Source organism: Mycobacterium sp. NGS15 (assembly GCF_059813245.1).
This window is the reverse complement of sequence record NZ_JCALEF010000001.1, coordinates 521,840-548,169: the sequence shown is the minus strand read 5'-3', so window position 1 is coordinate 548,169 and position 26,330 is coordinate 521,840. Positions and strand designations below refer to the sequence as shown.

The 26,330-nt window shown below is 64.1% G+C and carries 25 protein-coding genes; 14 read left to right on the top strand and 11 right to left on the bottom strand.

Going from position 1 to position 26,330, the window contains the following annotated elements; all coding sequences use genetic code 11:
* Positions 1–28: 28 nt before the first annotated feature.
* From AC5Y5C_RS02540 to AC5Y5C_RS02530, 3 genes are all read left to right on the top strand, one after another.
* A complete protein-coding gene (locus AC5Y5C_RS02540; protein WP_499968716.1) occupies positions 29–676 on the top strand; it encodes a DUF1361 domain-containing protein in 648 nt (215 codons plus the stop codon).
* A 79-nt stretch (positions 677–755) separates the two neighbouring features.
* Positions 756–1,550, top strand: coding sequence for a GAF domain-containing protein (locus AC5Y5C_RS02535; RefSeq protein ID WP_499968714.1), 795 nt, complete (start codon positions 756–758; stop codon positions 1,548–1,550).
* 30 nt (positions 1,551–1,580) lie between these two features.
* Entirely contained in the window at positions 1,581–2,366 is a 786-nt protein-coding gene (locus AC5Y5C_RS02530) for a GAF domain-containing protein (RefSeq protein ID WP_499968712.1), read from the top strand.
* Between the two features lie 34 nt (positions 2,367–2,400).
* Here the strand turns inward: AC5Y5C_RS02530 and AC5Y5C_RS02525 are convergent, their stop codons facing one another.
* Both AC5Y5C_RS02525 and AC5Y5C_RS02520 read right to left on the bottom strand, forming a co-directional pair.
* Entirely contained in the window at positions 2,401–3,135 is a 735-nt protein-coding gene (locus AC5Y5C_RS02525; protein ID WP_499968710.1) for a PAS and ANTAR domain-containing protein, read from the bottom strand.
* Positions 3,136–3,315: 180 nt separating this feature from the next.
* Complete coding sequence (locus tag AC5Y5C_RS02520) at positions 3,316–3,762, bottom strand: AAA family ATPase (protein ID WP_499968709.1); 447 nt, start codon at positions 3,760–3,762, stop codon at positions 3,316–3,318.
* A 66-nt stretch (positions 3,763–3,828) separates the two neighbouring features.
* Between AC5Y5C_RS02520 and AC5Y5C_RS02515 the strand changes: the two genes are divergently transcribed.
* On the top strand, positions 3,829–5,322 hold the full coding sequence (locus AC5Y5C_RS02515; RefSeq protein WP_499968707.1) for a molybdopterin-dependent oxidoreductase: 1,494 nt from the start codon (positions 3,829–3,831) through the stop codon (positions 5,320–5,322).
* Here AC5Y5C_RS02515 and AC5Y5C_RS02510 read toward each other — a convergent pair whose 3' ends face one another.
* A complete protein-coding gene (locus AC5Y5C_RS02510) occupies positions 5,323–6,450 on the bottom strand; it encodes an NDMA-dependent alcohol dehydrogenase (RefSeq protein ID WP_499968705.1) in 1,128 nt (375 codons plus the stop codon).
* A 2-nt stretch (positions 6,451–6,452) separates the two neighbouring features.
* Positions 6,453–7,478, bottom strand: coding sequence for an oxygenase MpaB family protein (locus AC5Y5C_RS02505; protein ID WP_499968703.1), 1,026 nt, complete (start codon positions 7,476–7,478; stop codon positions 6,453–6,455).
* 78 nt (positions 7,479–7,556) lie between these two features.
* Between AC5Y5C_RS02505 and AC5Y5C_RS02500 the strand changes: the two genes are divergently transcribed.
* Positions 7,557–8,180: a TetR/AcrR family transcriptional regulator gene (locus AC5Y5C_RS02500; RefSeq protein WP_499968702.1), complete on the top strand. Its 624-nt coding sequence runs from the start codon at positions 7,557–7,559 to the stop codon at positions 8,178–8,180.
* A 225-nt stretch (positions 8,181–8,405) separates the two neighbouring features.
* On the opposite strand, the gene AC5Y5C_RS02495 is transcribed toward AC5Y5C_RS02500, so the two are convergent.
* Positions 8,406–9,770: an acetyl-CoA C-acetyltransferase gene (locus AC5Y5C_RS02495; protein WP_499968700.1), complete on the bottom strand. Its 1,365-nt coding sequence runs from the start codon at positions 9,768–9,770 to the stop codon at positions 8,406–8,408.
* 142 nt (positions 9,771–9,912) lie between these two features.
* On the opposite strand from AC5Y5C_RS02495, the gene AC5Y5C_RS02490 reads away from it, so the two are divergent.
* The 5 genes from AC5Y5C_RS02490 (at position 9,913) to AC5Y5C_RS02470 (ending at position 15,850) form a co-directional block, all read left to right on the top strand.
* Positions 9,913–11,271, top strand: a complete 1,359-nt coding sequence (locus AC5Y5C_RS02490; protein WP_499968699.1) for a 3-oxoacyl-ACP reductase — start codon at positions 9,913–9,915, stop codon at positions 11,269–11,271.
* 2 nt (positions 11,272–11,273) lie between these two features.
* Complete coding sequence (locus AC5Y5C_RS02485) at positions 11,274–12,137, top strand: MaoC/PaaZ C-terminal domain-containing protein (RefSeq protein WP_499968697.1); 864 nt, start codon at positions 11,274–11,276, stop codon at positions 12,135–12,137.
* Positions 12,138–12,276: 139 nt separating this feature from the next.
* Positions 12,277–12,843 (top strand): TIGR03086 family metal-binding protein, encoded by a 567-nt coding sequence (locus AC5Y5C_RS02480; protein ID WP_499968695.1) that lies wholly within the window; start codon positions 12,277–12,279, stop codon positions 12,841–12,843.
* A gap of 97 nt (positions 12,844–12,940) precedes the next feature.
* Positions 12,941–14,059 (top strand): sulfate ABC transporter substrate-binding protein, encoded by a 1,119-nt coding sequence (locus tag AC5Y5C_RS02475; protein ID WP_499968693.1) that lies wholly within the window; start codon positions 12,941–12,943, stop codon positions 14,057–14,059.
* The gene (locus tag AC5Y5C_RS02470) at positions 14,060–15,850 is read left to right on the top strand and encodes a SulP family inorganic anion transporter (RefSeq protein WP_499968691.1); all 1,791 of its coding nucleotides are present in this window, start codon (positions 14,060–14,062) and stop codon (positions 15,848–15,850) included. It begins immediately after the preceding gene.
* Positions 15,851–15,855: 5 nt separating this feature from the next.
* On the opposite strand, the gene AC5Y5C_RS02465 is transcribed toward AC5Y5C_RS02470, so the two are convergent.
* Positions 15,856–16,473 carry a TetR/AcrR family transcriptional regulator gene (locus tag AC5Y5C_RS02465; protein ID WP_078300098.1) on the bottom strand — a complete coding sequence of 206 codons (618 nt, stop codon included), beginning with the start codon at positions 16,471–16,473 and terminating at the stop codon, positions 15,856–15,858.
* A 186-nt stretch (positions 16,474–16,659) separates the two neighbouring features.
* Between AC5Y5C_RS02465 and AC5Y5C_RS02460 the strand changes: the two genes are divergently transcribed.
* Positions 16,660–17,547: a TerC family protein gene (locus AC5Y5C_RS02460; RefSeq protein WP_499968690.1), complete on the top strand. Its 888-nt coding sequence runs from the start codon at positions 16,660–16,662 to the stop codon at positions 17,545–17,547.
* Between the two features lie 171 nt (positions 17,548–17,718).
* Here the strand turns inward: AC5Y5C_RS02460 and AC5Y5C_RS02455 are convergent, their stop codons facing one another.
* Positions 17,719–18,609: a metal-dependent hydrolase gene (locus tag AC5Y5C_RS02455; protein WP_499968688.1), complete on the bottom strand. Its 891-nt coding sequence runs from the start codon at positions 18,607–18,609 to the stop codon at positions 17,719–17,721.
* Positions 18,610–18,697: 88 nt separating this feature from the next.
* Between AC5Y5C_RS02455 and AC5Y5C_RS02450 the strand changes: the two genes are divergently transcribed.
* Positions 18,698–19,441: a MerR family transcriptional regulator gene (locus AC5Y5C_RS02450; protein ID WP_499968686.1), complete on the top strand. Its 744-nt coding sequence runs from the start codon at positions 18,698–18,700 to the stop codon at positions 19,439–19,441.
* A gap of 2 nt (positions 19,442–19,443) precedes the next feature.
* Here AC5Y5C_RS02450 and AC5Y5C_RS02445 read toward each other — a convergent pair whose 3' ends face one another.
* The 3 genes from AC5Y5C_RS02445 to AC5Y5C_RS02435 all read right to left on the bottom strand — a co-directional run bounded on the left by AC5Y5C_RS02445 (position 19,444) and on the right by AC5Y5C_RS02435 (position 22,158).
* Positions 19,444–19,806, bottom strand: a complete 363-nt coding sequence (locus tag AC5Y5C_RS02445; protein ID WP_499968684.1) for a YciI family protein — start codon at positions 19,804–19,806, stop codon at positions 19,444–19,446.
* Between the two features lies 1 nt (position 19,807).
* Positions 19,808–20,164 (bottom strand): YciI family protein, encoded by a 357-nt coding sequence (locus AC5Y5C_RS02440; protein ID WP_499968682.1) that lies wholly within the window; start codon positions 20,162–20,164, stop codon positions 19,808–19,810.
* A gap of 143 nt (positions 20,165–20,307) precedes the next feature.
* Positions 20,308–22,158, bottom strand: coding sequence for a fatty acyl-AMP ligase (locus tag AC5Y5C_RS02435; protein WP_499968680.1), 1,851 nt, complete (start codon positions 22,156–22,158; stop codon positions 20,308–20,310).
* 349 nt (positions 22,159–22,507) lie between these two features.
* Here AC5Y5C_RS02435 and AC5Y5C_RS02430 point away from each other — a divergent pair, with 349 nt between their 5' ends.
* On the top strand, positions 22,508–23,848 hold the full coding sequence (locus AC5Y5C_RS02430) for a cytochrome P450 (protein WP_499968679.1): 1,341 nt from the start codon (positions 22,508–22,510) through the stop codon (positions 23,846–23,848).
* A 58-nt stretch (positions 23,849–23,906) separates the two neighbouring features.
* Positions 23,907–25,196, top strand: a complete 1,290-nt coding sequence (locus tag AC5Y5C_RS02425; RefSeq protein ID WP_499968677.1) for a cytochrome P450 — start codon at positions 23,907–23,909, stop codon at positions 25,194–25,196.
* Here the strand turns inward: AC5Y5C_RS02425 and AC5Y5C_RS02420 are convergent.
* Complete coding sequence (locus AC5Y5C_RS02420; protein WP_499969310.1) at positions 25,193–26,317, bottom strand: glycoside hydrolase family 3 N-terminal domain-containing protein; 1,125 nt, start codon at positions 26,315–26,317, stop codon at positions 25,193–25,195. The two genes, AC5Y5C_RS02425 and AC5Y5C_RS02420, sit on opposite strands and share 4 nt — an antisense overlap.
* Positions 26,318–26,330 lie beyond the last annotated feature (13 nt).

Below are 26,330 nucleotides of genomic sequence, written 5' to 3'. Positions count from 1 at the left end.
TCGGTCAATCTTCGGGCAAACTTGACGCATGACCGACGCCCGACGTGCCGTGCTGGTTTTCGCATTGGTCGCAACGAGCCTGCTGACCTTACTGCTCGGTGTCACCGATCCGGCGGCTCCCCTGTTCTACCCAACCCGTTTCCTCATCTGGAATCTGTTCCTGGCCTGGCTGCCCGTATTCGCCGCGCTGGCGTTTTCTGCTGTCCGGCATAAGGTTTGGCTGATCCCGATTGGGTTGGTGTGGCTCGCCTTCTTGCCCAACGCGCCGTACCTCGTCACCGACCTGGTGCACCTGATCGACGGCATCGCGTTCTGGCGTCATGTTCTGCAGTACGGTGTGGCCGCCTGGACCGGGATCATCCTTGGCGTGGTGTCCATGCGATTGGTGCACCGGCGAATTCAGCGCGACTACGGCATCGCCACCGGATGGATAGTCGTGATCGTCTCCGTGGGTCTGTGCGCCGTGGGAGTGGTGATCGGGCGCTTCCAGCGCTGGAACTCCTGGGACCTGATTCACCGGCCAGGTGCCGTCGCCGCGAGCACCCTCGAGTGGGTGAGCTCGCCGTTCTCATTCGTGGCCCATACCGGTGTGGCCGTCGCCGTCGCCGCGTTCTTCGGGCTGGCGTACCTGACCGTGTGGTCATTATCTGCTCCCGACGAGCCCGCGAAGGCATAAGTATCCGATCCTCGATTCCAGACGAAACATGGCCTACCGTCAGGTGTACTGACAACGGCTCTAGCGGCAAGGAACGGTGATGGGTGATTCTCCGCGCGACGCCGAACGCAGCGCGCCGCACTCCTCGGATCCACCCAAGCCGTCACCGTCCGTCGGAGGTGTCGGCGATCCGCTCTTCGTCGGGATCAGCGCGATCTGCGACACCGCGGCACGGCTGGCGGGGGTAGACGGTGCCGCCGTCGCCGTGCTGACACCGTCGAAGGGTGTCAGGGAGCTGGTATACGCCACCGATGCAGTCGCCCAACAGATCGATGAGCTTCAGTTCGTCCTAGGCGAGGGCCCGTGTCTGGACGCCTATCAGCACGGCGAACCCCAGTTGTGTGCATCTCTAGACGAGCAGCGTTGGGAAAGTCGCTGGCCCGCCTTCATCGCCGAGTTGACCGCGGTGGGCGTTGCGGCGGTTTTCGCCTATCCGGTGCTGGGAGAATACCGGCCGATGGGTGTGTTGGAGCTGTACCGCCGTACCGAGGGGGTCCTCAGTGATATCGAGCAACGGTCTGCAGAGGTATGCGCTACGGCATTGGGCACCACTATCCAGTCCAACTGGCATGAACATCTGTTGCAGAACGCCACCGTGGAAGCAGCCATTGACGCGGCCGCGCTGCAGGGAGCGGACACTCAGACAGACCCGTTCACCCGTATGCAGGCCCATGTCGCGGCAGGCATGATTGCGGTGCAGCTGAATATGTCGACCCAGGATGCGCTGGACCGGTTGCGAGCGCACGCCTTTTCGCAGAGTAGATCCATTGTCGCTGTCGCCGCCGATGTGGTGGCCCGCCGACTGTCATTCCGGGATATGCGAGACGATTCATGATCACCCGGTTCCGAACGTGAAAGGCCTCCGATGACCGCTGCACGCGATCGGTTGGCAATCTCCGAGCTGACGGCAGTCATGGCCGGCGAGTTCGATCTGCCCACCGTGCTGGACACCGTCGCTCACGAGGCGTGCCTGGGTTTTGACGCCGCCTCGGTGGCAGTGATTCTTATCGATGAACAACATAAGACCGGCGACACCGGGATCCAGGTGGTTGCCGAAGCCCTGCGCAGCCCCGCGGATATCGATCTGAGTTTCATTGGCACGGGCCCCGCACTGGACAGCGCGCGCGGCGGCGCAGTGACGATGATCTCCGACATCGCAGCCGCCGAGGACACGCGGTGGCCGGACTATCGGCGCGACGCCCTACGGGCCGGTATGCGCGGCATGCGCGGCTTTCCCGTCACCATTCTGGGCTCTTCTGTGGGCGCGCTGGTGGTACACACCGAAGACCCCTGGGGGACACAGCGGCCCAACGATTTCGGGCAGGTGCTGGCCAACCTGGCCGCTATCGCGATATCGATTGCGCCACATGTGCTTCAACGGCGCAGCGATGTAGGTGACACCATCGACACGCTACTGAAGGGTACCGTTGCCATCGCAACCGCCACGGGCCTCATCACGGAGATATTCGGCATTGAGCCCGCACAGGCACGGCTGCACTTACACCGGCTTGCGCGCGCCCACCAGAGCACGGTGACGACGCACGCCGAGAAGATCATCGCGGCACACGACAACGACCCGCGCCACATCCAGCGATCGGGCTTGCTTACCGCACCCGAAGATCTCGCGCCGCCACCGCACATCGACTCTTAACGTGCGCCGCGGCATGTCCTGACGGAGTCGGCCGTCAGATATCTCCGCGGGCGTCGGCGGCTGATGCGGGTCGGTTCTCTGCAGTGGATGGCGCTGCCATGTTGGTGCCGGTGATGAGATGATCAATGACACTGAGCGTGCCGGCCGGCAGTCCGTGACTCATGACGGCCTCCAGGAACTGTGCCGCAACAGTTTTCAGCTTTACTTGGGTAGCTTGGGACCTCCACTTGAGAATATCGAAGGCCCGTTCGGCATCAATTCCGTAGGCCATCATCAGCACGCCCTTGGCCTGCTCGATCACAGCGCGGGACTCGACTACACCCGCGATCATCGTCGTCACATCGGCCTGCAAACTATCGGTGACGTCGACGTAAAAGCCTTGCGTACCAATTGCTTCTCCGGTTTCGGAGACCATCCGGTCACCCACCACGACTACCCAACGAGTCTTTCCGTACGTGTCGATGATGCGGTGTCTGCTGCTGAACGGTCCTCCGAACTCGACACGATGCAATATTTCGGCGACTTTGGCCCGGTCATCGGGATGTTTGTGGCTCAACATCAGATCAGTCGTAGGCGTTACCTCGCCGGGCGCATAGCCATGCATGCGCGCCACCGCGTCCGACCAGAACCACTGCTTTTCGGCTATCAAGTACTGAAACGTGCCAACACGCTGGGTGTCCGCACCGCCGAGAACAGCGGCCACCTCCCACGACTCTCCCGCGAGGTCGCCGGGTTCGGGGATTAGGGCCCCGCTCGAAAAGTCCGTCATCAGATCTCCGCTTCCGGCGCCCACACTCGGTCGGCGATGAAGATAGGAGGAGAATATATCTCCAGGTCGGGCGCCAGGTCCACTAAATGCCCGACGTCGCCACGAATGAGAATTCCCATTGCCCCCAGGAGAACTCGGACCTTCGGTAGCTCCAAGGCTCTCGGCGAATCGGTGATGTAGCTAGGACTGCCGCGCCAGAGCGCCGACGCGTTCGGCCAGTTTGCACACCGGGAGTCGGCCATCCAATTCCACCGTGGCGCTCCGGCGCAGCAGCGGCTCCACGTCTTGGGTGTACCGCGCGATGTTGGCCCGCTCGGTTGCGGTCCGACCGTACGGGTTGTTGATACGAGAACTCACGCGGGCGATGGCCACATCCAGCGGCACGCTCAGTAACACCACATGGCCGAACCTGTCATAGAAGTCCACCTGGTTGTCCACCGTGCCGGACACGATGACATCCGAACGCCGGTCCAACAGCGCCGTGATTCTGGCTGCATCCCAGCGGCCGTCCGCCAGCGTCCAGCCGTCGTAGTCGGTATCGACAGTGGGATACCCACGACGCGCCAGCTCCTCGAGCAGCGTGGTCTTGCCTGCTCCTGACATGCCCGTCACCAGCACCCGTGCCACATCTGAACCATATGCGGTGGCGCCTCGTTGAAAGCAGGAGAAGAGTGAACCCCAACGGAGGTAACGATGGAGCAGGCAGCACGACGGATCATCGCGGGCCTTGTCGCCGCAGCAGCCGCGCTGGCGGTCGGACAACTGACTGCCGCCGCTGTCGCCCCGGACTCCGCGCCGTTCTACGCAGTCGGGAACGCTGTCGTCGATCACACCCCGGCAGCCGTGCGCGAATGGGTCATCGGAATCTTCGGCACCTCCGACAAGGCAGTGTTGTTCGCGTGCCTGTCCGCGATCATCGCGCTACTCGCCGCGACAGCCGGTCTCGTCGAGCGCGAGCGGCGCTACGGCTCCGTCCTGATCGCGGCGCTCGGTGTTGCCGGCGCACTGGCCGCCGCAACCCGGCCGACGGCAGGGTTCACCTGGATCTGGCCCTCGGTAATCGCGGCCGGGGCCGGCGTGCTTGTGCTGCACGCGCTGATCGGCCGTGCGAACAGCGCGGATTCCCCGGATCGGCGCAAATTCTTGGGAGCAGCAGCGGCTTTCGCGGCCGGATCGACGGGCGCCTACTGGCTTGGCAGCCGCTGGAGCAAGCGCGCCGTCGTCGCCGAAGAACGTCGAGAGGCCACCCTGCCGGCACCCGTCCCACCCGCGCCGCCGCTGCCCGCGGGGATCGACGTCAAGGGAGCGGTCCCCTATATCACCAGCAATGCGGACTTCTACCGAATCGACACAGCGCTACAGGTGCCCCAGCTGACCACTGCGGAATGGCGGCTCAACATTCACGGCATGGTTGATCGACCGCGCACCGTGACGTGGGCAGAGCTCACCGCGATGGCGGCTACCGAGCGTGCGGTAACGCTCACATGTGTCTCCAACGAGATCGGCGGGGACTTGATCGGCAACGCGATGTGGACCGGCTTTCCGATCAAACCGATCCTGGAATCGGTTGGGGTCCATGGTGATGCGGACATGCTGTTGTCGAAGAGCGCCGACGGTTGGACGGCCGGCACACCGCTGGACGTGCTCACCGACGGCCGCGACTCGATTCTTGCCATCGCTATGAACGGGACGCCCCTACCCGTCGAGCACGGATATCCGGTCCGACAGGTGGTGCCCGGGCTGTACGGCTATGTATCCGCGACCAAGTGGGTTGTCGACTGGGAAATCACTCGATTCGATACCGCACGTGCGTACTGGACCGTCCGCGGTTGGTCGGCGCGCGGTCCCATCAAGACAGGATGTCGCATCGACACACCCCGAACCGGCAGTCGCCTGGGCCCGGGCACTCAGATCGTGGCCGGGACGGCGTGGGCCCAGCACCGCGGCATCACCAAGGTTGACGTGCGGATCGACGACGGACCCTGGCAGCCCGCAACGCTTGCCACCGAGTATTCGATCGACACCTGGCGGCAATGGTGGTTCGGCTGGCAGACGACACCCGGTGAGCACATCATCACGGCGCGTGCCACCGACGGCACCGGAGCTGTGCAGACCGATCAGATCACCTCTCCGGTGCCCGACGGAGCGACGGGATATCCGAAACGACTCGTGACCGTGGGAACCTGACTAGCCGAACTCCACAATGCTGCGAATATTCCTGCCCTGCTTCATATCTCGATAACCTTGCGCGATCTCGTCGAGAGCGTAGGTGCGCGTCACCATCTCGTCCGTCTTGAGCTCGCCGCTGGCATACAGCGCCAACATGGTGGGTACGGCCTCAAACGGGCTCCAGTTCCCGTAGATGACACCCTTGATGGTCTTCTGCATCAGCGTCACCATGCTCAGGTCCAGTGACACTTCCTCCGGGCGGAACGCGCCCATACTGGTCATGGCCACCGTGCCGCCCTTACGGATGGAAGCCACCGCATCCGTAAGATCGCCCGGCTCCATTCGGCCCACCGTAATCATGGTGGCGTCCGCGCCCTGCCCGTTGGTGTAAGCGCGGGCCCGTTCGGCTGCCTCGTCCATCGTCGCGAATACCTCGGTGGCCCCGAATGTTTTTGCGGCCTCGCGCTTGAACGCCACCGGGTCCACCAGCAGCACGTTTGCCGCTCCGGAATGTGCGGCCCCCTGGACCGCGGCGGCACCAACTCCTCCCAGGCCCATGACGATCACCGTCTGCCCGGGCTTGACCGCGGCGGCATTAACGGCGGTACCCCACCCTGTGCCCATCGCACACCCCAATAGGCACAACCGATTCAACGGCAGCTCCTTGGGAACCTTGTACGCGGATTGAACCGAGACGGTGGTGTACTCGCTGAACGCCGAGAGTCCCAGCTGCTGCCCGCAAGGCTGTCCGTCGAGGCGCAATCGATAACTGGTGGGGTCGTCGAACCTGGATCCGGTGAGCGCATAGGCGCCGGCATCGCAGAGCTGCTGCATTCCGCGTGAACACCACAGACAACGTCCGCAGGCCGGCAGGAACGTCAGCACCACATGGTCCCCGACGGTGAATTGTGTTGTGCCGTCGCCAACCTTCTCCACCACACCGGCGCCTTCGTGGCCTCCACACATAGGCAGCATTGCCACCGGGAAATCTCCGGTGGCAATGTGGTCATCGGAATGACACAGACCGACGGCCGCCATCCGGACCATGATCTCGCCGGGACGCGGGTCTTCCACCTCCACCACACAGGGCTCGAATTCCCCTGGCACGCTCCGGATCACCGAGGCATGAGAACGTCGGTAGGCCACCGTCAATGATCCCTTCGGCTGCGACAGACGGCGGAGGGTTCGCCTTTGTCATGCGCCGCGAAGTCGGTCAGCTCACGCCCGCGCATCCGGTTGATCACCCGCTGGTGCTCGCGGGCGTGGTAGGCAAGCGGCGAGTAGGTGACACGCTCCGGCAGCACCCGATAGGCGGCCCGATACACCGCGAAGAACCTACGCAGAAGACGCTCGTCACGCTCGGACCAGCCGACACCGAGAATGTCGCGCACGCGGTGATCCATCGCGCCGAAGGTCAACGCGAAGAAGACACGGGAAATCGGCGCCAGCACGGGCTTCAGCGCCGCGACCACGAGGCCCGAGGGCACCCAGCGCGGGATCCGCCGGGCCAGCGGTGAGTCCTCGATGGCACCCAGGGGGTCGACCAGCTTCCCCAAATTCTCCGCAACCGCAGGATGATTGATGAGAACCTGCTCGACCATGCGGTCGTAGTACTCCCAGAACTCCGCGCGCGACGTGGGATATCCGTGCTCGGGGACCTGCGTGATGCGGGCCAACAAGCGATTGTCCTGAAAGAGCTGTTCGTCTTCCTCGTCGGTCAGGTCCCGTCCCAGGAACCGGGGAGTCACGCGACGGCCCGCCACATATGACGTCGCGATCACCCAGGCGTATGCCTCCGGGTCGAGTGCGCTGATGTGCTTGCCCTGCCTGCTGCCGGTCTCGCCCTGCATCTGCAACGGCCGATGCATCGTGCGCAGCCAATAGCCCTGCTCGATCGCGGCCTTACCCCCGAATATCCACTGCTGCACCGCGTCGAAGGAGCGAATCGCACGGCCCGCAGGATCCCGGTCTGCCACCGAGTACCGATCGGTCACATCGCCGATCACCGGATGCATGCCCTGCATGATGAATGCGGCGCCCACCGCGGGCAGATACAACCATTGACCTCCCAGCGTGGCGGTCAGGCCGAGCGGGTCGAACAACTCGGGGACCGGCTGCGCCCAATCACTCGATACCGAGTCCTGCGGTGCCGGGGACTCCACCAGTGCAGTCACAACGAAACCTCCTTGTGTCGTTGCCCGAAAAGCTAACGTGAACACCAGGTCGCATATAAGTCTCATCTGGGGGACGCCATGGCATCGGATAATCGCAGCTCACGGCTGCGCAAGGCGCCACAGCAGCAGCGATCCCGGGAATTGGTCGCAAAAATCGTGACGGCGACGGGCAAGCTGCTGCGCACCGAGGGCCCCGAGGCGATCACCACCAACCGCATCGCTGCCATCACCGGGATCAGCAAGGGGTCGATCTACCAGTATTTCCACACCAAGGACGACATCATCATGGCGGCGATCCGGGATGCCGCCGAGCGACAACTTCCGGGGGTCCGCTCAGCGCTGGCGGCTAACGCACTCGCGCCGCCACACCAGATGATCGACTCCGCGATCGACATGTTGATCGCATTCACCACGGACAACGCCCCCACCCTGCGCTATCTCAATGAGAATCCGGAGTTCGCCCGCGAGGTCGAGGCCAGCTCGAACATGCCGGTCCTGATGCAAACCATGATGACCCTGCATGTTCAGCAGTACCGCGATCAGTACCATGCCGATCTCGAACCGGAGACCATCGCCTGGCTCTTCATCAACTCGGCGATCACCACCACGCTGATGTTCTTCCAAACCGACCGGAGTCCGATCGATCTCCAACAACTGCGGATGGGGCTGAAACGAATGGCGTACGGTCTGCTGACTTCGTAGCCGATCCCGAAATCGCGGGACCCAAGAAAGTAGGTGGCCTCGCGCCGCCGTCGGGTCGGGGGGTCGGACGGTGGCGCGAGGCTACCCATGTATCGACACCTACTCGGAGAGCGTTACACCCTCCCCGAAAAAACTTGAAACTTTTTTTGACGATGCCCCGAGAATGCCAAAACCCCCGGTCACGGGCTTGCGCCCATGCCGGGGGTTGTGGAGTGCTTAAGCCACTCAGGCTTCGAGAATGGCAGTCACGCCCTGGCCGCCTGCGGCACAGACAGAGATGAGCCCGCGGTACGTGCCGGTCCCGCCGTTCTCCTTCTTCTTCTCGGCGAGCTGCTTGGCCAGTTGGGCCACGATGCGCCCGCCGGTGGCCGCGAACGGGTGCCCGGCCGCCAGCGAGGAGCCGTTGACGTTGAGCTTGGACCGGTCGATCGCACCCAGAGGCTTATCAAGGCCCAGGCGCTCCTTGCAGTAATCCGGCGACTCCCACGCCTGCAGCGTCGCGAGCACCACCGAGGCGAAGGCCTCATGGATCTCGTAGAAGTCGAAGTCCTGCAGAGTCAGGCCGTTGCGGGCCAGCAGGCGCGGCACCGCGTAGGTCGGAGCCATCAGCAGACCGTCGGGGCCGTTGATGTAGTCCACCGCAGCGGTCTCGCCATCGACGAAGTAGGCCAGCACGGGGATGCCGCGCTCGGCGGCCCACTCCTCGCTGGACAGCAGCGCCACCGAGGCACCATCGGTCAGCGGGGTGGAGTTACCTGCGGTCATGGTGGCGTCGCCGTGCTTCACGCCGAACACCGGCTTCAACGTCGCCAGCTTCTCCACGCTTGAGTTCGGGCGCAGGTTGTCGTCGCGGTACAGCCCCAGGAACGGGCTGATCAGGTCGTCGAAGAAGCCGCGGTCGTAGGCGGCGGCCATCTTCTGGTGGCTGGCCGCGGCCAGGGCATCCTGGTCGGTGCGCTTGACGCCTACCTGCTTGGCGGTGATGGCGGCGTGCTCACCCATGGACAGCCCTGTGCGCGGCTCGCCGTTCTGGGGGATGTCGACGCCGAGGGCGGCGGGCAGCTTGCCGAGCAGCTTGAGCCGGGTCACGTTGTCCTTGGCCCGGCGGATCGCCAGCAGGGTGTGGCGAAGATCATCGCCAAAGTTGATCGGTGCATCGGAGGTGGTGTCCACACCACCGGCCAGCACCGACTCATAGCGGCCGAGCGCGATGCCGTCGGCGCCGACGATCGCGGCCTGCAGACCCGTGCCACAGGCCTGCTGCAGATCGAAAGCCTGGGAGTACGGCGACAGCGGGCTGCCCAACACGGACTCGCGGGTGAGATTGAAATCACGGCTCAGCTTGAGGACGGCGCCCGCGATGACGGCACCCAGACGCTCACCCTTGAGGTTGAAGCGGTCGGAGGCGCCGGTGATGGCAGCGGTCAACATGTCCTGGTTGGAGGCGTTCGCATAGGCGCCGTCCGAACGTGCAAAGGGGATGCGGTTACCGCCGAGAACCGCAACGCGGCGCCGGCCTTGCGATGAGCCGCTTGCGCGAAGAGCGTCGGCTTGCGAGGCGGTTGACTTGCGTGTCGAGCTGGTTGCCACTTGTCTCTCCACTGTTAAGGGGGCAGGATTACCGAGCATTCTTACTCTGGAGTAAGTTCTTTGTCGAGTTCACCCTAGACCAATAGACCAATCACTTCGGACGACCACTGACGACCATTGACGACCTCTAAGGAAACGGCACATGTCCCCCAAGCTCACTGACGACCTCTATGCGCTGCTGGTCAACTCCGGGCCCGGCAACCTGCTCGCCGGCCGGCTGGGTATCCCTCAGCCCGAGAAACTGCGCCGCTACAAGAAGGGCCAGCCCGCGCTGGCCGGGCCCGTGCTGATCGGTGGCGAGGGCCGCCTCGCCGAGCCACTGCGCACCGCTCTGGCCGACGACTATGACCTGGTCTCCAACAACCTCGGCGGTCGTTGGGCCGACAAGTTCGGCGCCCTGGTCTTCGACGCCACCGGCATCACCACCCCGGTCGAGCTCAAGGGCCTGCATGAGTTCTTCACACCGCTCCTGCGCAATGTCGGCAAGTCGGGCCGCCTGCTTGTCATCGGCACCACCCCGGACAAGGCCGCCACCACCGATGAGCGCATCGCCCAGCGCGCCCTCGAAGGCTTCACCCGCTCGCTGGCCAAGGAATTCGGCAACGGCGCCACCGTGCAGCTGGTGTACGTGCACCCCGACGCCAAGACCGCGGCCACCGGCCTGGAGTCGACCGTCCGCTTCATCCTGTCGGCCAAGTCCACCTACGTGGACGGCCAGGTGTTCTACGTGGGAGCCGACGACTCAACCCCGCCCGCCGACTGGGACAAGCCGCTGGCCGGCAAGGTCGCCATCGTCACCGGTGCCGCCCGCGGTATCGGTGAGACCATCGCCGAGGTGTTCGCCCGTGACGGCGCCGCCGTCGTCGCGATCGACATGCCGTCGGATGACCTGACCGCTGTCGCACAGAAGGTCGGCGGAACGTCATTGGCGCTGGACGTCACCGCGGCCGACGCGGTCGACCAGATCACCGCTCACCTCAAGGAGCACCACGGCGGCAAGGCCGACATCCTGGTCAACAACGCCGGTATCACCCGCGACAAGCTGCTGGCCAACATGGACGATGGCCGCTGGGACTCTGTCATCGCCGTGAACCTGCTTGCCCCGCAGCGCCTTACCGAGGGACTGATCGAAAACGGGACCATTGGAGACGGCGGACGCATCGTCGGCCTGGCCTCCATCGCCGGTATCGCCGGTAACCGCGGCCAGACCAACTACGGTGCCACCAAGGCCGGCATGATCGGCATCACCCAGGCGCTGGCCCCGTCGCTGGCAGATAAGGGCATCACCATCAACGCGGTCGCGCCGGGCTTCATCGAGACCAAGATGACTGCGGCCATCCCGCTCGCCAACCGCGAGGTGGGTCGTCGCATCAACTCGCTGAACCAGGGTGGTGAGCCGGTGGACGTCGCCGAGACCATCGCCTACTTCGCCAGCCCGGCTTCGAACGCGGTGACCGGCAACGTGGTGCGGGTGTGCGGCCAGTCCTGGCTGGGGGCCTGATCATGGGCGCTGCCACGACACAGCCCTCCGGCCTCCGCAATATGGCCATGGCCGCGGTCGGCGCGCTGCCGTTCATTCCACGCCCGTCCACCCTGCCCAGCAGGGCGGTTCGGACGTACGGTGTGCGAATCGACCCTGCGCACGTCTCCGCCTACGCCAAGGTGACCGGGTTGAGTTTCACCGACAAGGTGCCGGTGACGTATCCGTTCACGCTGCAGTTCCCCTCGGTGATGGAGTTGGTGACCGGATTCGACTTCCCGTTCCCGGCCATCGGCACCGTGCACCTGGAGAACCACATCACTCAGCACCGCGCCATCACGGCGACCGACACCGTCGACATCGAGGTGCGAGCGGAGAATCTGCGTGAGCACCGCAAGGGTCTGCTGGTGGACGTCCTGACCGACATCACCATCGGCAACGACACGGTCTGGCAGCAGACCATGACGTTCCTGCGTCAGCAGCGCACCAGCTTGTCGGACGGGACCAAGCCGGAACCACCGAAGGCCGTCAAGCTGCCGCCACCGAACTCGACACTGCGTATCAGCGGCGGGCAGATCCGTCGGTACGCGTCGGTAGGTGGAGACCACAACCCGATCCACACCTCGTCGATCGGCGCCAAGGCGCTGGGCTTCCCCAAGGCTATTGCTCACGGAATGTTCACCGCTGCAGCGGTTCTCGGGAACATTCAGGGCGAGATCCCCGATGCCGTCCGCTACGACGTCAAGTTTGGCAAGCCGATCCTGCTGCCCGCCTCGGTAGGCGTGTGGATCGACAGGCCCGGCGGGCAGGGCACTGCCTGGGATATCGCCGTCCGCAATCCGAAAAAGGGTGACCCGCATCTGAACGGAACCATCACCCCGCTCTGATAAGCACCGTACGAGGGCCCGCAACCGGCGATCCGGTCGCGGGCCCTTTGCTTTTTCCTGCACCTGCGATGAGTTGTCGGATGCGGCGAGGTCTCTTCGTCATAGAGGTAGAGACCCCCTCTGGATATAGGAGCCCATCATGACCGCAGCACTCAGCCCTCTCGAGACCGTCGCCAGCGCCCGCGCCGCCCTGCATGAGGTCGTCAGTCGCCTCACCGCGGCGGACAACGACAAGCAGACACCCAACGCCAAGTTCACCGTCGCCCAACTCACCGAACATCTTCAGAACTCCATCAAGCTGCTCGGCGGCGCGGCAGGTGTCGATATCGCCATCGCCACCGAGGGTTCCGTGGCCGACCGCATCCTGGGGCCGTCGCAGGCCGCCGTCGACGCCTGGCAGCAGCGCGGCACCGACGGGACGGTGACCATGCCGATCGGCGAGTTTCCCGCCGAGGTGGCCGTGCGCATCCTCGGCTCGGAGTTCCTGGTCCACGCCTGGGACTACGCCGTCTCCACCGGTCAGGAGTTCGATCCGATGGAAGAGCTCACCGACAGCGTGCTGGAGTCGGCACGAATGATCATCCAGCCGGAGCGGCGCGACGGCGACTTCTTCGCCGACGAGGTGCCCGTCTCCGACGACTCCCCGAATCTGGTGAAGCTCATCGCCTTCACCGGACGTAATCCCGAATGGTCACCGGCAAGCTAGCCGGAGTAATACTCACGCTGATCTCGACGGCTGTACTTCGGAGAATCGATCGTTACGATCGCTCGTCACTTGCCTGCAGCAAATCGAGGAGTACGTCGTGTCAGCGGATGAGGCCCAGCCAGAAACGCCACCTGTCGAGTGGCGGGCGCTGCTGCGGCAGCTCCCCTTGTTGAACATCCTCGGCGTGGTCGCCGTCCTCGTGGCGGCGACCCTGGTGGTGGTCAAGAACCTCCCCGACCACGGCGCCGACCAGCTGCTCAACGTCTCGTATGACCCGACGCGTGAGCTCTACAACGTCCTCGACGGCACCTTCACCAAGCAGTACAAGGACAAGACCGGCAAGACGATCGAGATCAAGCGCACCAACGGCGGATCGGGACGGCAGGCCCGCAGCGTCGTGGACGGCAGTCAGCGCGCGGATGTCGTATCGCTGGCATCGGTCAGCGATGTGGACACCTTGAGCCTGCGCGGCCTGATCGCACCCAACTGGCGACAGCGCCTGCCTAACAACTCGATCCCCTACACGTCGACGATTGTGTTCGTGGTGCGCAAGGGCAACCCACGCGGTATCCACGACTGGCCCGACCTGGCGAAGGAAAACGTCGCCGTCATCACCCCGAACCCGCGCACCTCGGGCAACGGACAGCTCTCGGTGCTGGCGGCGTGGGGCTCGGTCGTGACACGCGGCGGCACCGACGCGGACGCACGCACCTATCTCACAGCGCTGTTCCGCAATGTCGCGGCGCTGGACAGCGGGGCGCGCGGCGCCACCAACACGTTCTCTGTTCAGCGGCTCGGCGACGTGCATCTGACATGGGAGAACGAGGCGATCAACGAGGTCGACGCCAACAAGGGCGAACTCGAGATCGTCTATCCGCCGGTGAGTATCCGCGCCGAGCCCGCGGTCGCCTGGGTGGATGCCAATCTGAATGATCCCAAACGGACAGCAATTGCCAAGGCATATCTGGAGTATCTGTTCACCGACGAGGCACAGGAGGTTGCCGCACAGCGCGGCTACCGGCCGTTCAAGCCTGAAATCCTTGCCCGCCATAGCAATACGCTGCCCCCGATAAACCTGTTTCCCATCACGGCAATCGCGTCCAGCTGGGATGACGCACGGCAGAAGTTCTTCTCGGACAACGGAATCTACGAGACCATCCCACGCACCACCAACCGGGGAACCACTACCTTCGCCTCCGACAGACAGGGACGCTAGATGCCGTCGGCACCGCGAGTATTCGAGAACTACGACGCCATCAAGGCCCGTCGCGACATCATCGCCGGGCTGACGGTGGCGGCGATATCACTGCCCCAGGCCATGGCCTATGCGCTCATCGCCGGGGTCGATCCGAAATACGGTGTCTACTCCGCCATCGTGGTCGCGGCCATCGCATCGATCTTCGGGTCCTCGTCGCATCTGATCAACGGACCCACCAGTGCCATCTCACTACTGGTGTTCAGCTCGCTGGCATTCCTGGATCCGGAGAACCGAACCGGACTGTTCGAGGCGCTGTTCCTGCTGGGCGTGCTGGTCGGCGCGATCCAGATCCTCATCGCCGTCTTCAAGCTCGGCGACCTCACCCGGTATATCTCCGAATCCGTCGTCATCGGATTCATGGCGAGCGCCGCCCTCCTGCTGGCGATCGGCCAGCTGGCCAACGCTATCGGCGTGCGCGACAAGGGCGATGGGCATATGCAGGTGCTGCAGCGCGCCTGGCTCACCCTGTTTCACGGTGATGCCGTGAACTATCGCGCGGTGATCCTGAGCGGCTCGGCGGTGGTGCTGGCGGTGCTCCTGCGCCGGTTGGTCCAGCGCTATGGCCTGCCACAGATCGACATGCTGCTGGTACTCATCGTCACGGCCGTCATCGCCTACGCGTACGGCTGGTCGGTGCCGGATGGCACGGGACATACCGACGTGAAGATCTCGGGCAAGATCCCCGCCAGCCTTCCGGAGTTCCACATTCCCGACGTTCAGGTGAGCACGCTGGGCGAGCTATCGCACGGGGCGTTGGCCATTGCGTTCATCGGCCTGATCGAGGCATTGTCGATCGCCAAGGCCATCGCACACCACACCGGACAGCAGATCGATTACAACCGTCAGATTCTCGCCGAGGGTCTGGCCAATCTGGCCGGCGGCTTCTTCCAGAGCCTGCCCGGCTCGGGTTCGTTGTCCCGGTCGGCAATCAACTATCAGTCCGGTGCGGCAACAAGGTTCTCCGGAATCGTCAGCGCCGCAACGGTGACCATCGCGCTCTTGCTTTTCGCTCCGCTGCTCCGATACATCCCGCAGGCGGCGCTGGCGGGTCTGCTGCTGGTGACGGCGGTGCGGCTGGTGGACTTCCGGCGCCTCGCGTATGCGGTGAAGGCCTCGAGGTATGACGCCGGGCTGGTCATCATCACCGCGGTGGTCGGCGTGGCCGTGAACCTGGATACCGCGGTGTTGGTGGGTGTGGTGCTCTCGATCCTGCTGTTCGTGCCGCGCGCGGCCAAACTCAAGGCCGCCGAGCTCATCGTCACCGAAGAAGGTGTCATCCGCGAGCGAACTCCCCAGGACAGCCCAGACGACGCCGGAAGCTCGGTCCGCAGGTCTTCTCCTGTCATCTACGACCTCGAAGGAGAGCTGTTCTTCGGTGCAGCACCCGAACTCGACCGCTATCTCGACGCGCTCCACTCGAGGATTCGCGACGAGAATCTGAAGGTCGTGATCCTGAGATTGAAGCGGGTGCGTCACCCCGATGTGGTCTGCATCGAACGTCTCGAACATTTCATCAAGGAGCAGCAGGAGCTTGGGGTGACCGTCCTGCTCGCCGGGGTGCGGCCGGACTCGCTTGCGCTGCTGCAGAACGTCGGATTCGCCCACTGGCTTCCGGCCGAGCAGGTGTTCCCGGAGGAAGACCGAGAATTCTCCGCGACGCTACGGGCGGTTCGGTACGCGCAGACCCGTTTGGATGAAACACCTTCGGCACCGGCGACTCACCAGGACAAGCTCTACTACCTGGTGTGACGGGCTCAGGCCCGTTTGGCCACCGGCTCATCACGCGGACGGCCACGCAGACCACGCCAACCGAGGTTGAGCAGCGTGTCCTTCGCGCTCTCGACCTTGATATCGCCGGTCGCCACCCGGGACGCTACGGCCTCACCGCCGCCGACCAGGGCCACGGCCATGGCGTCGTAATCGGTGTCGGGGTCAATCTCCGGTGAAGCAGCCTTGATCAGGCGCGCCACCAGTTCGATGATCCGGTCACGTCCCTCGCGTACCTGCTTGGCGAACAGCTGCGTGCTGGTGGCCTGTCCGTAGATCACGATCCAGGATGCCCGGTGCGTGTCGACGTAGTTGAGAAACGATACGACGGTGGTGCTCAACACGTCTCGTGGCGATTTCGTCAGGTCGATGTCGCCGCGCACCGCCTCGACGAACCTACCGAGTTCGCGGCGCAAGCAGGCGACAAAGAGGTCTTCCTTGGAGCCGTAATACAGGTAGAGCATCGGCTTGGAGATCTTGGCCGCCGCGGCGATCGCGTCCATCGACGTATCACGGAAGCCGTTGAGCGCGAACTCCTCCACGGCGGCATCCAGCATCTGCTGCTCCCGAACAGCACGGGGCAGCCGCTTGGTACCACCGGCCATGGCTGCCTCCGAGGTTGGGACGTCAACGCGAACTTACTCCAGAGTAAGCTACTGGTTGGTTCGACTATTGCATACCGTCCCGCTACGGCGCGCTGGGACCGCCGAAATGGAGTGTTTTCATCTCCACCCCCAGCGTAGCGCGCAAACGCCACCTCCCAGATACCCCCGCCCCGTACCATGCGCGGCGTGGACTTCACGCTTGCGCTGACCCCCGACCTGGTGGCCGTCTTCCTTACTCTGTTCGTGCTGGAAGTGGTCCTGGGCATCGACAACGTCATTTTCATCTCGATCCTCGCCAGCAAGCTGCCCAGCAGCCAGCAGGCAAGGGCACGCAATCTGGGGCTCACCCTCGCGATGGTCATGCGCGTCGGGTTGGTGTTCTTGGCCGGCTGGATCATCACCCTCACAGAGGATGTTCTCGAACTGTTCGGCCATGGGTTCTCGATCAAGGACTTCATTCTGATCGCCGGCGGATTGTTCCTGGTCTACAAGGCCGTTCACGAGATCCATCTCAAGCTTGAGGGTTCCGGAGAGGAAGGCACATCGTCTTCGGGCGTAACGACATTTAAGTCAGTGCTGGTGCAGATCCTGTTGCTGGATCTGGTGTTCTCGCTCGACTCGGTGATCACTGCCGTGGGCATGACGAGCAACATGATCGTCATCGTCACCGTGGTGGTTCTCTCCTTCGCGATCATGCTCTTCGCGTCTCGCTTCGTCTTCGCCTTCGTCAATCGGCATCCGACGGTCAAGATGCTCGCGCTGTCCTTCCTGCTGCTCATCGGGGTGTTCCTCATCGCCGACGGATTCGGCATCAAGATCGACAAGGCGATGATCTACGGACCGATGGCGTTCGCCATCCTCGTCGAGGCTCTTAACTTACTAGCCGCGGCACGGAAAGCCCGGCAGGACAATACGAACCATCGGCCCGTTGCCCTACGGCCCAGTTATCCGGGTATCGACGAATCCGTGGCGATCGCCGCTGCGACGTCGACGAGCCCGGACGCGGGCTCGGTCGGTCTCTCTCGAAAGCCGGTGGACGGCAAGGGTGGCGATACCCGCGCCGGCCTGGGCTAGCACGGCACGAGCCGAACCTGGAGCGCCGGAGTCGGTTTGCTGCATGTCTGCGAACCGGCGACCGGCCACATTGGCCCGAAGTTCCGTCCCCGCATTGGTGAACAGGGACCGAACAACGGGCTTGGTGGTCGTATAGACCAGCCGGGCATCGTGTCCGAGTGTCATGACGCGCTACTTCAGGTGGCCCACGAGTTCACCCTCGGCACCGAACAGCCGGTCCTGCCACTGAGTCAGCAGTGCAGTGGTGTCGATGTCGTCGGGATGAAATCCCTTGCGCATGAATGGCTTCATGTCCCGGTAGATGCCCCGGAAGAGCGGGCCACGCACCATGCTGATGGTTTCACGCAGCAGCCGCAACGGCTGGCGACGGCCGACCGGATCGGTGGTGACGATCGAAATCCAGGAAGCCAGCGTGATCGTCGGCACCGCGATGGTCGAGAGAAACCGCATCATGCGGATGCGCAGTTCCTCCGATGCCCCTATCTCACGGTAGACATCGAAGGCCACGGACTTGTGCTCCAGCTCTTCGAGCGCATGCCAATTGAGCATGTTCCGGATCTCCGGGTCTGAGAGCAATCTCTGGATATCCGGGCGCCCCAGGACATTCTCGGCGAACACCGCAGTGAAATGCTCGGCGCCCACGGTGAAGGCCAAGAGCAAGTGTCGCAACCTGGTCAGTCGGTCCGGGTCGGGGTACTGCTTGTCGAGAAACTTCTCCATACGCTCGGTGCTCTGTAGGAAGTATTCGAACCATGCTGTGGGATAACCCATCTCGGAAAGTTGCTCATTGAGCTCACGGTGCTGCAATCCATGTGTCATTTCCTGACCGATGAAACCTGCCACTCTTTTTTTGAGATCAGGATCGGTGATCTTGTCACGGTAGCGTCGCACCGATCGGACGAAGATGTCCTCGCCGGGTGGGAACACGGCCGACAGGAAGGCCACGGTGTGACTGAAGACAATGTCGTCCTGCGCGAAATGCTTGGGCCCGGTGGGCGTTTCTTCGAATCCGAACTGGATTCGTCGCGTCTTCGGATACGTGCCCTGGGCGGTCGCCACCATGCTGAACCTCTCATCACTCGTCGTTGAGTTCCATCAATAACCGTAACGGATATTTCCGTAACGGACAATGGGGTAATGTTTTCCCCTGATGGACCTGACGATCGACCAGCTGGCGCAGCGCGTGGCGATGACCGCGCGCAATATCCGCGAGTGGCAGACGCTTGGGCTGGTGCCCCCACCGGAAAAGCGCGGCCGCGTCGGCATCTACTCCGAAGACCATGTGGCGATCATCAATCACATCAAAAACTTGAAATGCCAGGGCTTTCCACTCGATGTCATTCGCCGGATCATCGACTCCGGCGCTGGCGGCTCCGAGGACAGCGTCCGCAAGATGGTCACCGAGGCACTCAGCCCCTTCGCGACCGGCGACCCCGTGGTGCTTCCCCGCGCCGAGCTGGTCACGCTCTTGGGCGAGGGCGCCGATGACGCACTCGCCGAGGCAGGGCTGCTCTCCGACGTCGACACGAAGACGGTCGCGGTGCGCGACGCCGAAACTCTCGATGCAATCCAGCTGCTGGTGACCGCGGGCATGTCCCTGGCCCGCATATCGGAGACCGTCCGAGAGGTGGACCGGCTCCAACATCAGATCGCCGAACTACTCCTGGGCGCCTATGTCGCCGATGTATGGCAACCGTTCACCGAGTCCGGCTATACCTCCACAGATTGGGCCGCCATAGCCGAGAATGCCTCGCGTGCAAAGCAATTGACTGTCACGTTGGCTTCCCGACTACTGGCCCGCGCCCTGGACGACACCGTCGACCCGATCCTGTTGCAGCAGGCCAACGAGGCCGAGGCGGTGCTGGAACGTGGCCGCCCGGCCTCATCGGCCTGACTTCAGTCGATCTCGCCGCAACCCCGATCCAGTCCGCGTACCTCGATGGGGCACCACACCGCACGCGACACCTCAGCGGCCCACCGCTGTGCCTCTGCCAGAGTCGGCACATCGATGATGCTGAAGCCGCCGAGCTGTTCCTTGGTCTCGGTGTACGGGCCGTCGGTAGCGGTATGCCCGGAGTCGTTGGCGGTCACCATGGTCGCTGTGTCAGCGGGCTGCAGTCCAGCCGCGAACAGCCACACCCCCGCCTCCTGCATGCGCCGGGTGACCGCCTGCACATCGGTGCCGATGGTTTCCAGGGCGGCAGCGTCGGGCTGCACCGCGTCCGGCGGGTAAACGATCGAGAGCAGGTACCGGCTCACCTCAGGCCTCCTCATCCTGGAAGGGACGCACCTCGACAGGCTCCTCGCATGCCGCCGACCCCTCGGCAGCCCACTTCAGCGCCGCATCGAGGTCGGGTGCGTTGATGATCCAGAAACCGCCGAGGTGTTCCTTGGTCTCCAGGTAGGGGCCGTCGGTGGTGGTGACCTTGCCGTCCACACTGCGGACGACCGTCGCATCCGACGGTTCGGTCAGCCCGTTGGCGAACACCCAAACGCCGGCCTCCTTCATCTTTTCGTTGAGCACGCCGGTCTGCGCGTAGAGCCGCTGCACATCCTCGTCACTCCAATCGACCGCGTTCTCCGCGTAACTGTGGACCGAGAGTAAGTACTGCTTCATGGCCGTCCTTCCTATCCGTGTCTGGCGATCGGGCGCCCTTTCGGCTTCCCTTCAACCACACCACGAATAGACCTCCCCGGAATCGACACCTCATCGAAAAACCGCCAAGAGATCGCGAAAGATCTTGCTTCGAATCGGCCTGCCTAGGAGGCGTGTGTTCCCAGTTTGTTGTTGAGGTACTCCTGGCGGCAGGCCTGGCGTGCGATCTTTCCGCTGGTGGTGCGCGGGATGGCACCAGCCTGGACCAGCCGGACATCGGCAATGGGCAGCGCGTGCCGTCGCGAGACGGCTGCCCGGATCGCATCGACGATCGGGCCGGGCTCTGCCCGTCCGGCTCCGGCGGCCCGTTCGGCGACGATGACCAACCGCTCTCCGGAGTCATCACCGGCATCGAGACTGGCGGGCAGTTCGTTGGCGGGCACCGAGAATGCAGCCACGAAACCTCGCCGCACCACCGGGGAAGCCTCTTCGACCGTGGCCTCAAGGTCGTGCGGGTAGTGATTGCGGCCGTCCACAATCACCAGATCTTTGACCCGACCGGTGATGTACAGCTCGCCATCGACATAGACACCGAGGTCACCCGTGCGGAACCAGATGGCGCCCGGTTCGGTACCGGCGGCGTGACTGCCTTCATCCAGGCGTGCCTGCAGAGTGTTACGGAAGGAATGGCTGGTCTCGTTGGGCCTGCCCCAGTACCCACGACCGATGTTGTTGCCGTGCAACCAGATCTCCCCGACCTGCCCGTCGGGCAGCTCCACCTCGGCGCTGGGGTTGACGATGACCGCCCACTGGCTGCGGGCGATCTGCCCACAGGACACCTGTGGCACCGCATTTTCATGGGCGGCATCCACGCGGACCGCGTGCCCGGCGCCCAGCCGCTCACGATCCACATAGATGACGGAAGGCTCCGCCTCGGGGGCGATGGAGGAGACGAACAGCGTCGCCTCGGCCATGCCATAGGAGGGTTTGATTGCATTGGGCGGCAACCCATGTGGGCCGAAGGCCGCATTGAACTTGCGGATCGAGGAGATGCTCACCGGCTCGGAACCATTGATGAGCCCGGCCACGTTACTCAGATCCAGGGTTTCGCCGTCCTTCGGCAGCCCACGCTCGGCGGCGAGCTCGAAAGCGAAATTGGGCGCTGCGCCGAAGGTGCGGCCCAGGTGGGCCGCGGCCGCCAGTTCTTTGATCCAGCGGCCGGGCCGGCGCACGAACGACATCGGGGACATCAGCGTCATCCGGCCTCCGCACAGGGGGAACATGAGCATGAGCAGGCCCATATCGTGGTACAGCGGCAACCAACTCGCTCCCCGGACGTCCACATCCAGGCCCACCGAAATGACCATCTGCAGGACGTTGGTCATGACCGCACGATGGGTGATCTCCACACCCGCAGGCGCACGCGTCGATCCCGACGTGTACTGCAAGTAGGCGATGTCATCGGTACTCGGCGTCACCTTCACATACGTCGCGCCTACCGAGTCCGGCACCCCGTCGACGGCCAATACCCGGGGCCGACGCTCGCGCGGCAGCCTTCGAATGAAGCTATTGACCGACTCCGCGGCGGCCAGGCTGGTGAGCACAACCGTCGGTTGGGCATCGGCGAGCACCGCGTCAAGCCGCTCGGAGTGCCCGGGAAGTTCCGGGGCGAACAACGGCACCGCGATACTTCCGGCCTCGATGGCGGCGAAGAAACCGATGACGTAATCGAGGCCCTGGGGCGCCAGAATCGCGACCCGATCCCCCGGCTTGGTCACCTGCTGAAGCCGCGCCGCGACCGCACGGGAACGCGCACGAAGCTGTGGCCAATTCAGATCGAAAGGTTGACCGTCCGGGTCGCTGCTGAAGTCCACATACCGGTAGGCAAAAGTGTCGTGCTCGCCGTCGACAGCGCTCTCCAGATAATGGTTGACGGTGTAGCCATCCGGTAAGGAGATAGCGCCCGTCCCGTCCAGGTACTCCTCGACACGCAACCCTGATGCCAGCGCACTCATCGCAACCTCCGCGTAGCCGTAACCACGACAGCCGGGTAACAAGCAGCAATGAATTGCGCCATCACGCTTTGCTACGGTCCCGACCGAACGTAGATGGTACGTGACGTACCAGTAGCAAACGGTACTCGAAGTCCCACTAAGACGCCGTGTCTAAAAAGGCCTCGGAGCGAATTGTTTATTGTGTGCTTTGACACCCCGACGTGGCGATGTGACGGGTACGACCGACCCAGGCCGGACGCCGCCCGACATCTTGCCGGAGCCCTGGAGAAACCGGGACGTTTTCGGCATTCCCTTCCCGCCGGGCCGCTATTAGACTCGTGACAAATAGCAGCCAATGTCGGAGGCGGATATGCAGGCCAGGAATCGGGTCAAGTACTGGTCGCGGTGGGTGGCCATGCACGGCATCAGCCGCGTTGGACTGCTTACGCAGGTCCGGAAGATGCCGTTGGCGGCGTTGTTCCTCAGCCCGGACCGAGCCGACAATCATTACCGGTACATCGAACAGATCCGCGCGGTCGGCCCGATTGCTCCAGCGCGCGCCACCGGCCTGGTTTTCACCGGTCTGGCGCAGACACGCGAAATCCTGCGGGACCACCGATTCATCACCATGGCGCCCAACAACATTCCCTCCCCGGTTCTCCCCCAGGCGCTGAGCCGGTGGATCTTCGACAAGACTGAACCCGGCCTCCCCAATCCGGTCGAGCCCCCCGCCATGCTCGCCGTCGATCCACCCGAACACACTCGGTTTCGCAAGCTGGTGTCCAAGGCGTTCACACCACGTGCGGTGAGCAAGTTGGAGGACCGCGTCCGGGAGGTCACACTCGAGCTGCTCGAGAACCTGGAACGCAAAGAGCGCGCCGATCTGCTCGAGGACTACGCCTCCCAACTACCGGTGGCGATCATCGCCGAGATGCTCGGCGTGCCGCGCGCCGACGCCCCCTTCCTGCTCCAATGGGGTAATCACGGCGCGGCACTCTTGGATATCGGCATGACCTGGTCGGCGTACCGCGACGCCACCCAGGCACTCGTGGAGATCGACCGCTACTTCGACGCGCACCTGATCCGGTTGCGCAGCGAGCTCGCGCAGGACCCCGCCCTCGACGGCATCCTGGCGAGCATCGTGCGCGACGGCGATCTGGACGATCGCGAACTCAAGGCCACCATGGCATTGCTGCTCGGCGCCGGGTTCGAGACGACCGTCAACCTCATCGGAAATGGCGTCGTCGCGCTGCTGCGGCACTCCGAACAGCTGGGCTATCTGCGGGAAAACCCGGAGGGCTGGCCCAACGCCGTCGAGGAAATCCTGCGCTACGACTCCCCCGTACAGGTCACTGGCCGCGTGGCGACCGAAACTGTCGAGTTCGAAGGACACACACTGCCGGCTGGCTCCATGGCTGTGCTGCTCCTCGGTGGCGCCAACCGCGACCCCGCGGTTTTCGATGAGCCCGACGTCTTCGACGTGAGCCGCGCCAACGCCCGCGAGCACGTGGCGTTCGGCAGCGGAGTCCACGTCTGCCTGGGCGCGAGCCTGGCACGGATGGAGGGAGTGGTGGCGTTGCAGTCACTCTTCGAACGCTTCCCCGAGCTCACCCTGGCCGCCGATCCCACCCCCGGCAAGCACGTCAATCTGCACGGCTTCGAAAGCCTGCCCGTGAACCTCGGCCGTGCCCGGGTGCGGGCCAGCAGTTAATCTCGATGCTGCTTGGTGTCCGTTAGGCGTCGAGCGAGCCGACACGGGGATCGGACGGATGTACGACCAGATCAAACAGCGCACGCATTGGGCGGTGACGCACGGGATAGCCCGCGCGTACTTGACAGTGCTTGCGCGCCGGGGTGAACCCGCCGCGCAGCTGGGAATCGACACCTCCCAGGCCGCGGACATCTACGGCATCATCGATAAGATCCGTGGCCGCGGAAGGATGTCGCGGTCAGGCGGTGGCTGGATCACCGCGGACGCGCAGATCGTCCGAACGATCTTCCGCGACAACCGGTTCGTCACCTTCAAGCCCGCGCATCGGTCCGCATCGCCCATCATTCAGCGCCTGGCCGCATGGAGCGACCCACAGCTGCTCAATCCCGCCGAGCCACCATCCATCCTGATCACCGATCCACCGGATCACGGGCGGCTGCGACGTCTTGTCGCCGCCCCGTTCACCCCGCGTGCCATCGAGTCTCTTCGCGGGCGGATCCAGGAAGTGACCCATGGTCACCTGAAGGCGCTGGAACAGCGTCCACACCCGGACCTGATCACAGATTTCACCGCGAAGATCCCCATCGCCGTGATCGGCGAAATGATCGCGGTGCCTGCGCAGGACTACTCGCTCCTCTATACGGCAATGAATCGCGGGATCCAGCTGATCGCCACCACCGCACCGTCTTGGCGCCAATACCAGGACGGCACAACGGCTTTACGGGAGATAGATGAGTACCTCGAGAAGCATGTCGCGCGGCTGCGCCGTGAGGGAACCACAAGCGAACTAGCCAGAGGCCTTCTCGAGAGTGAACTGAGCCATTTCGAGCTCAAGATGTTCTTCGCGGTGTTCCTGGGCGCGGGATTCGTCACCACCACGCACCTGATGGGTAAGGCGATCGTCACACTGCTGCGCCACCCCGAGCAGCTGGCGGCGCTACAGGCCGATCCGAGTCTGTGGCCCAACGCCGTCGAGGAACTCATGCGCTACGACACCTCAAATCAGTGGTCGGCCCGCGTCGCCACCGAGACGGTCGTGATCGAGGGACACACCATCGAGGCGGGCCAATCGGCGCTGCTGCTGCTCGGCGGGGCGAACCGCGACCCCGCTGCATTCGAGAACCCGGACGTCTTCGACATCACCCGCGCCAATGCGCGCGAGAACATCACCCTGGGCACCGGAATTCACGTGTGCCTGGGCCAGGTGCTGGCGCGCGTCGAGCTGCACACCGCCCTGCAGTCGCTGTTCGAACGCTTCCCGCGGTTGGCGCTGGCGGGCGAGCCGCAGTACTTCGACGGAATGGGTATTCACGGACTGCGCAGTCTGCCTGTCACGCTCGGGCGTTAGCCGCAGGCGGGAACACCCTTGAACGCCAGCACCCGGCGCACCGAGGCGTTGATCGCATCGCCGTTCAGTTCGCCTGCGTTGTAAGCAGATTCAAGGCGGTCGAGGACAGCGCCAACCTTTTCGGTGCTCACCCAGAGCGCCCAGTCGATGCCTGCCTTGATCGACTTGAGCACTGCCTCCTCGATCGGGAAGCGGTCGGTGATGGCAGCCATCGAGGACAGGTCATCGGTGAAGATCACGCCGTCATAGGCCGGCGCTCCGTAGCCGGTTCCCTTGCGCAACAAGTCGACGGCGGCGGGGCTGAGGCTGGACGGGTCGTCGCCGGTGAGTCCGGGCACCTGCATGTGGCCGATCATCACGGCGGCACCGCTGGTCACCAGCGAGCGATACGGCACCAAATCGTTGTCCTGCAGCTGCTCCAGCGGTGGGGTCACCACACCGTTGGTGTGCGAATCGCCCGAGGCGTGCCCATGGCCCGGGAAGTGTTTGACCACCGCGCGAACACCGCCGGCCTGGTAGCCCCGCACGGTGGCCTCGGCGTACTCGGCTACCTTCTGCGGATCGCCGCTGTACGAACGGTCTCCGATAGCGCCGTCGGGATCACCATCGGTCACATCGGCATCAGGGGCGAAGTCGATGGTGATGCCGAGGTCCTTCATCTTCTGAGCACGCTCCTGGCTGAGCGCCTGTACCTGTTCAGGAGTCTGGGTGGCGGCCAGTTCCCGGGCGGACGGAGCCGGGCCGATGAGGTCCTTCAGACGCGACACCCGGCCGCCCTCCTCGTCGACGCTTACCGCGGCCGGGATCGGACCTGCGGTGACGACGTCGTGCAGGGAGCCGTCGGTCAGCATCTCCTTCTTGGTCCAGCTGCCGACGAAGATGCCGCCTACGTGGTGATCACGTACCAGCGCGCGGGCGTCGTCGGCGTCCTTGACGCCCACCATGAGCAACTGCGCCAGCCTGTCGCGGGTGCTCAGGCAGGCTAGATCGCCCGCGGGCGCGGCGGTGACGGGTGTCTTCGCCGAGGGTGTACCGGACTCCTTCGCGGGCTCGGGTGTGTTGCCGCCGCAGGCGGTGAGTGCCGCGACGACGAGACCGGTCAGTACTACCCCTGCACGCATTCTCATGAGGCCA